Source organism: Rufibacter psychrotolerans (assembly GCF_016924645.1).
Taxonomy (GTDB): domain Bacteria; phylum Bacteroidota; class Bacteroidia; order Cytophagales; family Hymenobacteraceae; genus Nibribacter; species Nibribacter psychrotolerans.
Genome location: NZ_JAFFJV010000011.1, coordinates 1 through 13,494, shown reverse-complemented (window position 1 = coordinate 13,494; position 13,494 = coordinate 1). Strand labels below are relative to the sequence as shown.

The window sequence follows — 13,494 nt, the reverse complement described above, 5'->3', positions numbered from 1 at the left end:
CTGCCGTTACTTACGGCTACAAAAGCCAGGGCTTTTTAAACCCGATTTCAGGAAATCAGCTCAAAAACAACCCGAAAGGAAGTACAAACCTTCTTGCTCTTAGATTCTTGAAAAGATGGGCTGTTTTTGCTTTGTTTTTTGGGAAAACAAGCCTAAAACGCAGAGAGGTGCCAAGAGGTCAGGCAGCGGGTACCGCCTCAGGATTCCCGGCTGGAAAACAACCTGGTGAAGGTCATGATCTGGGCCGGGGAGCCCAACAGGATCAGCACGTCACCGGCCTGCAGGCAGGTATCGGCGTCTGGGCTTACCAGGAACTCGCTCCCGTTCCGGTTGATGCCAATCAATGTGGCGCCGGTGCGGTTGCGCAAATCCAGTTCCCGCACAGACAGGCCGCGCACGTCCTGGTTCAGCCGGTCCAGGTGTACTTCCTCCAGGTGCATTCTGTTGGGTCCGGTGCCGTTCAGGAGTTCCAGGAAGTGGATGACCTCGGGCTGGGTGATGAGACTGGCCATGTGGCTGCCGCCAATCTCGTCTGGCATGACCACGTAATTGGCTCCGGCCCTTAGCAGTTTCTGCCGGGTGGTTTTCTCTGAGGCGCGGGCAATGATCTGCAGGTGGGGGTTGAGCCCCCGGGCGGTGAGGGCCACAAACACGTTATCTGCGTCTTTGGGCAAGGTGGTGATGAGCGCTTTGGCCTGGCGCACGCCGGCACGCTCCAGCAATTCATCCTCGGTGGCGTCGCCGTGCAGGTAATTCAGGCGCCCCTGCCCCAACGATGAATCCGTGATCAGTTCTGGGTTACTTTCCACCACCACTAGGCGCTCGCCCTGGGCCAGGAGGTCGCGGGTAGCTTTGGAGCCGTTCCGCCCGAATCCGCAGACAATGACGTGGTCTGAAAAGCGCTTGATTTCCCGTTCGTTCATATAGTTTTTCCAGATGGACCTGAGTTCGCCCTCAAACAGGTAGGTGGTCACCACAGAAACCGTGTACGCGATGATCCCGATGTTCACCAGAATGTAGATGGAGGTGAACAGGCGCCCCTCGGGGGAAAGCGGCTGCACCTCCATGAATCCGGTGGTGGAGATGGTGATCACCGTCATGTAGAACGCATCTGCCAGAGAGTAGCCTTCCAAAACGTGGTACGCCCCTACTCCGGTGATCAGGCTGGCAATGATGAGCCCAAATGCCCAGAGGAAGCGGTGCAGTTTTAGATGGCGCCACCTCATCTGCTCACCACAATGCCTAATAGGTCGGCAATCTGCTTCTCAAAATCCTTGAGGGCTTTGATGGTGCGCAGGGTTTTGTCCAGCTCGGCGGCATCAGTGAGGTGTTGCAGGCTCTCCATGTGGTCTTTGATCATGAGCTGCACGTTGCGCCATTTCAGCCGAAGCACCTCGCGCTCGGAGCCGTAGGTGACCAGATCGCTTTCGTGGGGCACAATGATCTCGTGCGTGGCCCAGCCTTTGCTCAACTCGTACTTTTCGCTGAGCAGGTCTACCACCTCCGTGCGGATTTCCTTGTCCTCGTGCTGCATGAACTCCGAGGCGGTGGGCAGAAAACCCTGCTCCAGTTTCAGGCGGCACAAATCAAAGAGGCGCTTGTAGATGGGCGTTTTAAACTCTATGTCTTCCAGCTCGCCCAGCATGAACTGGCTGGTGGTGAGGCCCTCCTCCACTTCTTTGTCGGCGTAGTTGAGGATGAAGCGGATCACTTCACGCTCACGGCGGCGCAGCATGTCACTGTCGCCGGTGCTTTGCGTCTCCTCCTCTTCGTACATGGCCGCCTCGGCCGCTGCCGCGGCTTCAGCTTCTGCCGCCATTTCCTCAAAAGAGCCGGGCGCGTAGGACGCCGGAGCTGGACTGGGCGCTGGCCGGGAAGCTCTCTGCTCCGTGAGGGCAATCTTGTTGTATTCTGAGATGAGCACCTGCTCGTCAATCCCGAACTGGATGCTGCACTGCTTCAGGAACACCGAACGCTTGATGGCATCGGGAATCTTGGCGATGGACACCACCATCTCTCTAATGGCCTCGGCTTTCTTAACCGGATTGTCCTTGGCTTCCTGCGCGAACAGCTCAGATTTGAAAGAGATAAAGTCGCGGCTGTGGTCTTTGAGGTAGGCTTTGAACGCGGTGTCGCCTACTTTGCGGATGTAGCTGTCAGGGTCATCGCCATCGGGGAACAGGACCACGTTCACGTTCAGGCCGCCCTCCAGAATCAGGTCGATGCCGCGCAACGAGGCTTTGATACCCGCGGGGTCGCCGTCATACAACACTGTGATGTTCTTGGTGTACCGGCCGATGAGCTTGATCTGGTTCTCAGTTAAAGACGTTCCTGAGGAAGCCACCACGTTCTCAATGCCGCCCTGGTGCAGGGAAAGTACATCCAGATACCCTTCCACCAGGTAACACTCGTCTTCCTGCCTTATGGCCTGCTTGGCCTGGTACATGCCGTAGAGCACATCGCTTTTGTGGTAGATGCGCGACTCCGGCGAGTTAACGTATTTAGGTGATTTTTTGTCGTTGGACTTGAGCGTGCGCGCCCCGAAACCGATGGTACGCCCACTTACGTTCTGGATAGGGAACATCACCCGGCCCCGGAAGCGGTCATACTGCTTGCCTTCCTCCTGCTTCACAATGGTGAGGCCGGTCTCTTCCAGGTACTTCAGTTGGTAGCCTTTCTCCAGCGCCGCCTTGGTAAAATCATCCCAGGAATCAAGGCTGTAGCCCAGCTCAAACTTCTGGATGGTGGCTGCTGAGAGTCCGCGCTGCTTGAAGTACGGCATACCAATGCTCTGCCCTTCATCGTTCTTGTGCAGCGCGTTGACAAAGTACTGCTTCGCGAAATCTGAGAGGATGTAGAGGCTGTCGCGCTCGTTCTGGGCCTGCATGGCCGCCGGGCTCTGGTCCTCTTCCAGGTCAATGCTGTACTTCCTGGCCAGGTACTTGAGCGCCTCCACGTAGCTGCTGCCCTCAATGTCCATGATGAACTGCACCGAGTTGCCCGCCTTGCCGCACCCGAAGCACTTGTAAATGCCTTTGTTGGGCGCCACGCTGAACGACGGCGATTTCTCATGGTGGAAAGGACAGCACGCCCACAGGTTCTGGCCTTTGCGCTTCAAACTCACAAAATCGCCCACCACTTCCGTTATGTCGGCTTGCTGGATGATCTTATCAACAACTTCTTTCTTTATCAGGGCCATGGTACTCTGGGGTAAGCGGTAGACAAAGATACTTATTTTACGCCGTGATTCTCACCCACCAGCCGGGCAATAGGTTGCCGCGAAGCAGCCCCGTTTTGGCCTTACTTTTTGTAAACCAGCCTTAAAACGGCTTCTGGTAGCTTGTTAAACAGATAGTTTGTACCTTTGTATCAGCGAATTTAGCGCTGCAGAACATATGGCTATTACCCAAGAAGATGTTTTAAAAGCCCTCAGTTACGTAGAGGAACCAGACCTGGGCCAGGACCTAGTGACCCTCAACATGATTGAGGATGTACAGATAAACGGGTTGGATATCTCCTTTACGGTGATCTTGACCACCCCCGCCTGCCCCCTGAAAGACCTGATCCGGAACGCCTGTATCCGCGCCATCCATACCATGGTAGACAAAGCGGCCAACGTAACGGTGAACATGACCTCCCGCGTGACCTCGGCCCGCCAGGACAATGCCAACATCCTGAAAGGCGTGAAGAACATCATTGCCGTGGCCTCCGGCAAAGGCGGCGTGGGTAAGTCTACGGTCACCTCTAACCTTGCCGTGGCGCTGGCCCAGTCCGGTGCCAAAGTTGGTTTGGTGGATGCCGATATCTCGGGCCCGTCGGTGCCTACCATGTTTGGCGTGGAGACGGCCCGCCCGGCCGTGTACCGCACCCCAGACGGCCGCAACCTCATTGAGCCTATTGAGAAATACGGCATCAAACTCATGTCCATCGGCTTTCTGGCCCCGGCCGAGAGCGCCGTGGTGTGGCGCGGCCCCATGGCCAGCTCGGCCCTGAAGCAGTTCATCACCGAGGTAGACTGGGGCGAACTGGATTATTTGCTCATTGACCTGCCCCCGGGAACCAGCGACATTCACCTGACGTTAGTACAGACGGTACCGGTAACCGGCGCCATCATTGTGACTACGCCCCAGAAAGTGGCCGTGGCCGATGCGGTGAAAGGCTTGCAGATGTTCCGGCAGCCGCAGATCAACGTACCGGTGTTGGGCCTGGTAGAAAACATGGCTTACTTCACTCCCGCTGAGCTGCCAGAGAATAAGTACTATATCTTTGGACAGGGCGGCGGCCGGGAACTGGCAGAGCGCTATGGCATCCCATTCATTGGGGAAGTGCCGCTGGTGCAGAGCATCCGCGAGAACGGCGACCAGGGTACGCCGCAGATCTTGCAGGAAGGCAGCCCGGCCACCCAGGCGTTTGAGCAGTTGGCCCAGGAGGTAGCCCGTCAGGTTTCTGTGCGGAATGCCAGCATGGCGAAAACCAAAGTAGTAGAAATTAAAGCGTAACAATATGGCAGAGAACGCACTGAACGAGATCCTACTCCAGCAAGTGGAGCAAGCCTTAGACTCTATTCGCCCCTACCTGAAAACAGACGGCGGCGACGTACGGGTCCTGGACATCACCGAAGACAAAATTGTACAGTTGGAGTTGATGGGTGCCTGCGGCTCCTGCCCCATGTCTGCCATGACGTTCAAGGGTGGCATTGAACAGGCCATCATGCGCGCCGTGCCCGAGATTAAAGGCATTGAAGCCGTGAACCTCACCCCCATGGACGTGTAACCTGATCTGATAGAATTCTTTGTTGCACCCGCCGTTTGCAGAGGCTTTTCTGTAAACGGCGGGTGTTTTGTTTTGGGCCTGTTTTCTGGAAAACACCATGAAAACACGCTGCAAAGCAGTGCCCTATTCAGAGCCTTTCACGTCACTGGCGCGAGCCTCTGGTCTGATGATGTAAGGTGAAGTGGACGCTCCATACTCGCCTGGGATCAGGAGCATTATTGAAATTCCCCTAAAATGGATGCGCTTTCTTGCATCAAAGAGGCCCCTTGTATCACACAAGCAGCTGTAGCAGGCCAAGCAGAAGTGCTCAGCAAAACGTGCCCTCGCTGCGGGGCAGCGAAGGTAGTCCGGAGACTACCTTTCATCTTAAGGCACGGGTCTCAGACTCGCGCCAGTTGAGGGGGAGCAAGCTACTGGGGCGGCGAACACCTGTTTTCGGGCTATTTTCCTGGAAGCGGCGCAAAAATGCTTGCTGCCTTTGATTGCCTAAGTAAGCGGTGCTGCTGTCTTCCTAACAAGGGCATTTCCGAATCTCGTATAGGTTTCTATCTTTGTTTACCAACCTACCCGTGTTCTCCTATGATCAAGGCCAACGACCCTTCGCTGCACTCCTGGATACAGATTGCCCCCGACTCCGATTTTCAGATCCAGAACCTTCCGTTTGGGGTGTTTCAGGCCGCAGACCGGGACCCGCGGGTGGGCGTGGCCATTGGCGACTACGTGCTGGATGTGTATGTGCTCACGCAGCACCAATTGTTTGACATGCTGGACCTGGAAGACCCCACCGTTTTCCACCGTCCGTACCTTAATGATTTCATGGCCCTGGGCAGAACCATCTGGCGCCAGGTGCGCGACCGCATCTCTGAGCTGCTGCGCAACGACAACCCCGAGATACGGGATAACCGGGCCCTCATGAACGAGTGCCTCCTGAAGCAGAAAGACGTGCAGATGCTTATGCCCGTGCAGGTGCCCAATTACACCGATTTCTACTCCAGCATGGAGCACGCCACCAACGTGGGCAGCATGTTCCGCGACCCGGCCAATGCCCTGTTGCCCAACTGGAAACACCTGCCGGTTGGTTACCACGGCCGGGCCTCTTCTATTGTGCCCTCGGGGGTGCCCATCCGGCGCCCCAAAGGCCAGACCAAACCCGCCGATGCTCCTGCCCCGCTCTTCGGTCCTACCAATCAGCTGGATTTTGAGCTGGAAGTAGCCTTTATCACCGGCCAGCCGACTGAGCTTGGCACGTCCCTCACTCCGGAGGAAGCCGAGGAATACATCTTCGGTCTGGTCCTGTTCAATGACTGGTCGGCCAGGGACATTCAGGCGTGGGAGTACGTTCCGCTGGGGCCGTTCCTGGCCAAGAACTTTGGCTCTTCCATCTCGCCGTGGGTGGTCACCTTAGATGCCCTGGAGCCGTTCAGGGTAGCCGGGCCCATCCAAGACCCCAAAGTGCTGCCTTACCTGGAGTTCAGCGGTGACAAGAACCTGGACATCCACCTGGAAGTGACACTGCAAGCCCCCGACCAGCCCCAGGAGGCGGTGATCTGCCGTTCTAACTTCAAGTACATGTACTGGAACATGAACCAGCAACTGGCGCACCACACCGTAAACGGCTGCAACATTGAGGTGGGCGACCTGTACGCCTCGGGCACCATCAGCGGCCCTACGCCTGAGTCATACGGTTCCATGCTGGAGCTCACCTGGCGCGGCACCAAGCCCTTGGTTTTACCAAACGGCGCAGAACGCAAGTTCCTGCAAGACGGAGACATCATTACCATGCGGGGCTACACCAAGAAGAACGGCATCAGGATAGGCTTCGGCGAAGTCCGCACCGAAATTCTGCCAGCGATTTAACCTTGATTTGGAAAAGAGTGATTTGAAGATGAGGAGATTTGGAAATTTGTAAATGGGGAGATTTGAAGATGTAGGGTTTAGAATTCTAAAAAGACTGGCGCAGGTGCCCGCGGTAGCCGTGCACGCACGGTAAGGTTAGAAAACATGTAAGTAGGAACTGCAAAGACAGCCATATTTACGAATACTCCTGCTTTAAGCCTGCTTTTGCTAAAGCAGCCTGAAAACGGACGCACCAAGAACATGAGCAGATACCAACGGATGCTTGCACCAGCGCTTCTTTGTTTTCCAACGCTACAAATCTTCACCATCGTTAGTAATCACCATTGTTGGTGATATCACCAACAATCCAACCTCAGGCTCCTTCCTGCTTGCTGGTGAAACCACGCTGCAAGGGCTAGTTCCCTTTTTGCTTTCTTCCAAAAACTTAGAATAAGATCTTTAATTTTCTAAACTTCCACCTTTTCAAATTCCTACATTCTCATATCCCAAAATTTCCACATCTTCAAACCTCCTCATCTCCAAATCTGAAAAAGTGAAGACCTTCAACCCTGCTGAGTTGCCTACCGCTGAGTTTCATAGTTTAATGCTGGGCGCCATTGCGCCTCGGCCCATTGCGTTTGCCAGCACCATTGATGAAGCGGGGAACGTGAACCTGAGTCCGTTCAGCTTTTTCAACTGCTTTGGCTCCAACCCACCGGTCTTGATTTTCTCTCCGGCGCGGCGGGTACGGGACAATACCGGCAAACACACCCTGGACAACGTGCTGGAGACGGGAGAAGTGGTCATCAACATCGGCAATTATGCCCTGGTAGAGCAGATGTCCCTGGCCAGCACTGAGTATGACAAAGGCGTGAATGAATTTGTGAAGGCAGGTCTCACCCCCGTTGCCTCCAGTTTGGTGAAGCCTCCCCGGGTGGCGGAGGCGCCGGCCGCTTTTGAGTGCCGGGTGCTGGAAGTGAAACCCATTGGAGACAAAGGAGGTGCCGCCAACCTGGTCATTTGTGAGGCTTTGCTGCTCCATGTCAGGGAAGAAGTGTTAGGCGCAAACGGCAAGACCATAGACCCGTTCAAATTAGATGCGGTGGCCCGTCTGGGCGGCGATTGGTACCTGCGCGGCATCCCCGACAGCTTGTTTGAGCTGCCTAAGCCTTCCCGCAAGGGCATCGGCATAGACCAGCTGCCCGTAGCCATCAGGACCAGCACCGTGCTTACCGGTAACAACCTGGCCCGCCTGGGAAACACAGAGGTACTGCCCTCGCCAGAAGAAATCCAGCGATTCTCTCAGGCACCCATTTACCAGTACCTGGCCCACAAATACCAGGACAATCCCGGTGAGAAGGAGCGACAAATCCATCTATTGGCACAACGGTTCCTGGAGGAGGGCCGGGTACAGGAAGCATGGCAAGCCCTGCTAGTGGCTGAACTCAGCAAGTAACCGTTCGCTGCTTCATAGCTACTTTCAGGAAAATCGCTCCAAAATAGCAGTCTCGTTAGTTAAAAACGCAGAGCCTCATCTGCTCTTCAAATAGCAGTACATCTAAAAAGCCGTTTGGGGCCTGTTTTTCTAAAAACAGGCCCCAAACGGCTTTTTACAAAAAGGACTACCCCAATCCTGAAAATTCTATTGATCCTGCAAATCCTGCTCCTAGTTGCGCACGGCGATCATGAGGCTTAGCTCCTTGTAGCGCATGTTGAATTTCTTGGCGATGGCCGCGTTGGTGAGGCTGCCTTTGTAGATGTAGACGCCGCTGCGGTAATGCTCGTGGGTAAACAGGGCCTCGTTCACGCCGCCGTACTTAGAGATCTCTAGGAACATGGGCGTAAAGATGTTGCTCAGCGCCTTGGTGGCCGTACGAGGCACCCGCGACGGAATGTTGGGCACGCAGTAATGGATTACGTCATACTTGCGGTACACGGGTCGTTTGTGCGTGGTCATCTCAGAAGTCTCAAAACAGCCGCCCTCGTCAATGCTCACGTCAATGATCACAGAACCCGGGTTCATCTTGGCCACCACGTCTTCTGAGATCATGCAGGGCACCTGGCCTTCATCGGCAATGGCGGCGCCAATCACCACATCGGCATCCTGAATTTCTTTGTGCAGAATGGTGTGGTCCAGAGTGGAGGTGAACAGCTGCGTGCCCACGTTCTGCTTGAGCCGGCGCAGCTTGTACAAGTGGTCGTCAAAGACTTTTACCTCGGCTCCCAACCCCAGGGCGGCGCGGGTGGCGTACTCGGCCACGGTGCCGGCCCCAATGATCACCACTTTGGAAGGCGGCACGCCGGTAATGCCGCCTAAGATAACGCCTTTGCCCTCATTACTGCTGCTCAGGTACTCGGCCGCAATGAGCATGACGGTACTGCCGGCAATCTCACTCATGGCGCGCACCACGGGTTTTGAGTCTGATTTATCCTTTAGGAGCTCAAAAGAGATGGCGTTGATCTTCTTGCGGCAAAGGGCGCTTACATACTCAGAGGTGAGGCTGCCCAACTGCAGCGCCGAGATGAGCGTCTGCCCCGGCTTGAAGTACTCCATCTCATCATAGGTGGGCGGCGCAATCTTGAGGAGGATGTCGGCTTCGTACACTTCCTTGGTGGAGTAGACAATGACCCCGCCGGCCTCAGAAAACTCATGGTCTGAGTACTTGGAGGGAGCGCCCGCCCCCGACTCTATCCAGACTTCGTGCCCGTTGTCGGTGAGCTGTTTTACCGCCTCGGGGGTGAGCCCAATGCGGTTTTCCTGCAAAGAAGATTCTTTTGGAATGCCTATGAACAGGCTCCGTTTACGGGTCTCCACCGCCAGCATTGACTCCTTGGGCATCAGCCCGCGGGCCGTTGCTTTGGACAGGGCCTCAAACCCGGCGTTCTTCTCCGTCAATTCCTCCATCATATACTCTCAAACTTATAATACGCGCTTCCTCGGTTTCACCGGTTTCAATCCGCACCTCCACCCCTTCCTGGGGCAAGAGATCAGCCACTTTAGAGGGCCACTCAATCAGGCACAGATTACCGGACTCAAAGTACTCCAGCGCTCCTATGTCCAGGGCCTCGGCCTGATTTTCGACCCTATAAAAATCAAAATGGTAAATGAGTTCCCCACCAGTGGCCTCGTACTCGTTTACCAACGAAAAAGTGGGACTGCTCACCGGCTCCCGCACCCCTTTCTGGGCGCATATCTCCTTGATAAAAGTAGTTTTACCGGCGGCCATCTCTCCCTCAAACAAAATTATCTTTTTTTGGCCGATAAACGCTAAAAATTCAGCGGCGGCCCGGGGCAGATCTGCTTTGGAGGTAATCTGGATGGTGTGCTGAAGCGCTCGCTGGTCAGGCATTTTTAGAAGAAAGGGTTACAAATGGAATGATGCATTCTTCCAGAGACACCCCGCCATGCTGGAACGTGTCTTTGTAGTGGTTCACGTAGTAGTTGTAGTTGTTGGGGTACGCAAAGAAATCATCGTTCATGGCGAACACGTAAGCCGTGGACACGTTGCTCTTGGGCAAATGGAAACGCTCGGGCTTGCGGCACACCAGCACGTCTTTCTCGGTAAAGCCCAGGTTCTTGCCGTGCTTGTAGCGCAGATTGGTGTTGGTGTTACGGTCTCCCACAATCTTGAACGGCTTTTTCACGCGCACGGTGCCGTGGTCTGTGGTGATGATGAGGCGGCCTCCCTTGTCGGCAATGGCCTTGAGGGTGTCAAACAAGGGCGAGTGCATGAACCAGGACCGGGTGAGCGACCGGTACGCGGCCTCGTCGGCGGCCAGTTCCCTGATCATCTGCATGTCGGTACGGGCGTGCGAGAGCATGTCTACGAAGTTGTAGACAATGACGTTGAGCTTGTTGTTGTCTAGGTTGCTGAACTTAGCCAGCAGCTCTTTGCCTGCCGTGTTGTTGGTGATCTTGTGGTAGCTGAACTTGTCTTTGATGTTGCTCTGCTGGAACTGGATCTGCAGAAAATCTTCTTCGTGCAGGTTCTTGCCTTCTTCCTCGTCATCGGACACCCACAGGTTAGGGTAGCGCTTGGCAATGTCGGCGGGCAGCATGCCCGAGAAGATGGCGTTACGGGCGTAGGCGGTGGTGGTAGGCAAGATGGAGTAGTACATCTCCTCCTGCTCCACGTTGAAATAATCGGTGATGATGGGTTCCAGCACTTTCCACTGGTCGTAGCGCAGGTTGTCAATCAGGACAAAGTACACCGGCTGGGCACTTTCCTTCATGATGGGGAACACCCGGTCTTTGAACAACCGGTGCGACATCAGCGGAATCTCGTCTGCTTCGTCGTTCACCCACTCCTCGTAGTTGTCCTCAATGAAGCGGGCGAAGTTGGTGTTGGCCTCATCTTTCTGCATGTTGATGACATCGGCCATGCTCTTGCCTTCGGTGTCGGCTATCTCCAGTTCCCAGAAGACCAGCTTCTTGTACACATCGGCCCACTCCTGGTAACTCAGGCGCTCCCCAAAGGCCATGCCCAGGGTGCGGAAATCGCGCTGGTAAGAGCTGTTGGTTTTTTCCTCTACCAGGCGGCGGTTGTCCAGGATGCGCTTGATGGAAAGCAAGATCTGGTTGGGGTTAATGGGTTTGATGAGGTAATCGGCAATCTTAGAACCAATGGCCTCTTCCATGATGTGCTCCTCCTCACTTTTGGTAATCATGACCACCGGCAGGGTAGGCCGGGCGGCCTTTATCTCGCTCAGGGCTTCCAATCCGCTGAGGCCCGGCATGTTCTCGTCCAGGAAAACAATGTCATAGGTTTGTTCCTGCACCTTCTCTACGGCATCGGCCCCGCTGTTCACGGGAGTAATGTCATAGCCTCTCTCCTGTAAGAAGAGAATATGGGGCTTGAGAAGGTCAATCTCGTCGTCCGCCCACAAAATAGTATATCTTTGCATGGCTCTAAATTATTTCGTAGTTAGGGTTTTAAGGCTGTAAAACGGGAAAACAAATCTCTAAAAATATAGTTAATACTATATAATACACGCCTTGTCATTAACCGACAACGGACACAAGAAGCACTAAGTTATCTTGAATAAGAAAAAAATCTTCAACGACCCGGTTTACGGCTTCATCACGGTTCCGTCTGACCTGCTGTTTGACATTATCCAGCACCCTTACTTTCAGCGGCTGCGCCGGATAAAACAGCTGGGCCTGACAGAGTTTGTGTACCCAGGAGCCTTGCACACCCGCTTCCACCACGCCTTAGGGGCCATGCACCTCATGAACATAGCCCTGCAGAGCCTGAGTGGCAAAGATAACATCATTACCGACAGAGAGTGTGAGGCCTCCATGGCGGCCATCTTGCTGCATGACGTGGGGCACGGCCCTTTCTCGCATGCCCTGGAGACCGCTATCTTTGATCAGGTGCCGCATGAGCAGATCTCGCTGCACATCATGGAGCTACTCAACGAGGAATTCAATGGTAGGCTGCAGCTGGCCATAGATATCTTCACCGACAATTACCACCGCCACTTCTTCCACCAGCTGGTGTCCAGCCAACTGGATGTAGACCGACTTGACTATTTGAACAGGGATAGCTTTTACACCGGCGTTTCTGAGGGAAGGATAGGCGCAGACCGTTTGCTCAAAATGCTGAACGTGGCCGAGGACCAGTTGGTGGTGGAGGAAAAGGGCATTTACTCCATTGAGAATTTCCTGGTCAGCCGCCGCCTGATGTACTGGCAGGTGTACATGCACAAAACCGTGACCAGTGCCGAGCAGATGGTGATGAAGATCATGCAACGCGCACGTGAACTGACCCAGAACGGTATTGACGTGCCCGGCAGCCCAAACCTGCAATTCTTCTTACGCGAGAGCTTGTCTATCCTGGACTTTGAGCGGGACCCAACCATCCTGAAGCGGTTCGTGTCTCTGGATGATTATGATGTCTGGAGCGGCATTAAAGCTTGGGCAGAGCACACCGACAAGATTCTGAGTTATCTTTCCACGTGTATGCTGGAGCGGAAGCTGTTCAAGATCATGCTCTCGCCCACTCCTTTTGAGGAGGACTTCTTAATAGGAATCAGGGAACTGGCGCAAGATTACTTTGATATCTCGGCAGAAGAAGCCCATTACCTGGTAGTGGAAGGTAAGATCAGCAACAATGCCTATGAATCGGGCGGGGAAAACATAAATGTGCTCACTAAACAAAGCCTGGTAGTAGATGTAGCGGTGGCTTCTGATCTGCCAAATATTCAAGCACTAAGCAAAAAAGTAGAGAAATATTACGTCTGCTACCCCAAGGAGATCACCAGAATGAGCCTTTAGTCCACAACAGATTAGAAGCAATTCCATTTTTGCCCTGTTTCAGCCAAAACACGCCCAAAACGCACCAACAAACACAACCAATAACGAAGCTCACCATACCGTATGATTATCTATAAGAGTGGCCTACTAACCTTAGACTACGATCCTGGTTATGATATTCTTTATATAAACTGGCCAGATGTACAGGAATACTTAATTCCTGAGTTACGGCAGAGCCTGAGCATAGTAGTTGACCACGTAAGAAGCTATGACATAAAGAACCTGATGGTTGACACCACCAAGTCTACCCTTGAAATATCCGCAGATGAGTACAAGGAAGTCTTAAAAGAGTTTGGCAGGAACCTGACCTCTACCCGGCTCCAAAAATTAGCCCGGGTGCTCACACTAAATGAGACACGGGAGACCAAAATAGAGGAAGCAAAGAACGAGATCCATTTTGCCATAGCCCTACGCACCTTTTCCAATAAAGAAGAGGCACTCCACTGGCTTAAAGGACCAACAGCAAGTAGTAACTAAAGAATGGTCCTTTTACCCGGAGGCTTACTATTCGCCTACTTTTCTACTCTTTAAAGGAAACGAAAAAACCCGCCCGAAAACGGAGGGGGGCA

The 13,494-nt window shown here is 54.0% G+C and carries 12 protein-coding genes; 7 read left to right on the top strand and 5 right to left on the bottom strand.

The window, feature by feature from the left end; all coding sequences use genetic code 11:
- Positions 1-197: 197 nt before the first annotated feature.
- On the bottom strand, positions 198-1,226 hold the full coding sequence (locus tag JT718_RS11060; protein ID WP_205502659.1) for a potassium channel family protein: 1,029 nt from the start codon (positions 1,224-1,226) through the stop codon (positions 198-200).
- Positions 1,223-3,199 (bottom strand): DNA primase, encoded by a 1,977-nt coding sequence (gene dnaG / locus JT718_RS11055; protein WP_205502658.1) that lies wholly within the window; start codon positions 3,197-3,199, stop codon positions 1,223-1,225. The genes JT718_RS11060 and dnaG overlap by 4 nt, the downstream gene beginning before the upstream one ends.
- Before the next feature lie 196 nt (positions 3,200-3,395).
- Here dnaG and JT718_RS11050 point away from each other — a divergent pair, with 196 nt between their 5' ends.
- From JT718_RS11050 to JT718_RS11030, 5 genes are all read left to right on the top strand, one after another.
- Positions 3,396-4,499, top strand: coding sequence for an Mrp/NBP35 family ATP-binding protein (locus JT718_RS11050; RefSeq protein WP_205502656.1), 1,104 nt, complete (start codon positions 3,396-3,398; stop codon positions 4,497-4,499).
- Positions 4,500-4,503: 4 nt separating this feature from the next.
- On the top strand, positions 4,504-4,773 hold the full coding sequence (locus tag JT718_RS11045) for a NifU family protein (RefSeq protein WP_205502654.1): 270 nt from the start codon (positions 4,504-4,506) through the stop codon (positions 4,771-4,773).
- A 579-nt stretch (positions 4,774-5,352) separates the two neighbouring features.
- Positions 5,353-6,630, top strand: coding sequence for a fumarylacetoacetase (fahA, locus tag JT718_RS11040; protein WP_205502653.1), 1,278 nt, complete (start codon positions 5,353-5,355; stop codon positions 6,628-6,630).
- A gap of 262 nt (positions 6,631-6,892) precedes the next feature.
- A complete protein-coding gene (locus JT718_RS11035) occupies positions 6,893-7,063 on the top strand; it encodes a hypothetical protein (RefSeq protein WP_205502651.1) in 171 nt (56 codons plus the stop codon).
- A 99-nt stretch (positions 7,064-7,162) separates the two neighbouring features.
- The gene (locus JT718_RS11030; RefSeq protein WP_317195503.1) at positions 7,163-8,065 is read left to right on the top strand and encodes a flavin reductase family protein; all 903 of its coding nucleotides are present in this window, start codon (positions 7,163-7,165) and stop codon (positions 8,063-8,065) included.
- 210 nt (positions 8,066-8,275) lie between these two features.
- On the opposite strand, the gene JT718_RS11025 is transcribed toward JT718_RS11030, so the two are convergent.
- The 3 genes from JT718_RS11025 to porX are packed head-to-tail and all read right to left on the bottom strand — an operon-like array spanning position 8,276 to position 11,514.
- A complete protein-coding gene (locus JT718_RS11025; protein WP_374729167.1) occupies positions 8,276-9,448 on the bottom strand; it encodes an alanine dehydrogenase in 1,173 nt (390 codons plus the stop codon).
- 31 nt (positions 9,449-9,479) lie between these two features.
- On the bottom strand, positions 9,480-9,959 hold the full coding sequence (gene tsaE, locus JT718_RS11020; protein ID WP_205502649.1) for a tRNA (adenosine(37)-N6)-threonylcarbamoyltransferase complex ATPase subunit type 1 TsaE: 480 nt from the start codon (positions 9,957-9,959) through the stop codon (positions 9,480-9,482).
- Positions 9,952-11,514 carry a T9SS response regulator signal transducer PorX gene (gene porX / locus JT718_RS11015; RefSeq protein WP_205502647.1) on the bottom strand — a complete coding sequence of 521 codons (1,563 nt, stop codon included), beginning with the start codon at positions 11,512-11,514 and terminating at the stop codon, positions 9,952-9,954. The genes tsaE and porX overlap by 8 nt, the downstream gene beginning before the upstream one ends.
- Positions 11,515-11,647: 133 nt before the next feature.
- Between porX and JT718_RS11010 the strand changes: the two genes are divergently transcribed.
- Complete coding sequence (locus JT718_RS11010) at positions 11,648-12,886, top strand: HD domain-containing protein (RefSeq protein ID WP_205502646.1); 1,239 nt, start codon at positions 11,648-11,650, stop codon at positions 12,884-12,886.
- 102 nt (positions 12,887-12,988) lie between these two features.
- Complete coding sequence (locus JT718_RS11005) at positions 12,989-13,402, top strand: hypothetical protein (protein ID WP_205502644.1); 414 nt, start codon at positions 12,989-12,991, stop codon at positions 13,400-13,402.
- Positions 13,403-13,494: the final 92 nt, after the last annotated feature.

Coding starts and splice junctions, on each gene's coding strand:
- JT718_RS11060 (WP_205502659.1), bottom strand. CDS start 1,226: ATGAGGTGGCGCCATCTAAAACTGCACCGCTTCCTCTGGGCATTTGGG.
- dnaG (WP_205502658.1), bottom strand. CDS start 3,199: ATGGCCCTGATAAAGAAAGAAGTTGTTGATAAGATCATCCAGCAAGCC.
- JT718_RS11050 (WP_205502656.1), top strand. CDS start 3,396: ATGGCTATTACCCAAGAAGATGTTTTAAAAGCCCTCAGTTACGTAGAG.
- JT718_RS11045 (WP_205502654.1), top strand. CDS start 4,504: ATGGCAGAGAACGCACTGAACGAGATCCTACTCCAGCAAGTGGAGCAA.
- fahA (WP_205502653.1), top strand. CDS start 5,353: ATGATCAAGGCCAACGACCCTTCGCTGCACTCCTGGATACAGATTGCC.
- JT718_RS11025 (WP_374729167.1), bottom strand. CDS start 9,448: ATGCCCAAGGAGTCAATGCTGGCGGTGGAGACCCGTAAACGGAGCCTG.
- tsaE (WP_205502649.1), bottom strand. CDS start 9,959: ATGCCTGACCAGCGAGCGCTTCAGCACACCATCCAGATTACCTCCAAA.
- porX (WP_205502647.1), bottom strand. CDS start 11,514: ATGCAAAGATATACTATTTTGTGGGCGGACGACGAGATTGACCTTCTC.
- JT718_RS11005 (WP_205502644.1), top strand. CDS start 12,989: ATGATTATCTATAAGAGTGGCCTACTAACCTTAGACTACGATCCTGGT.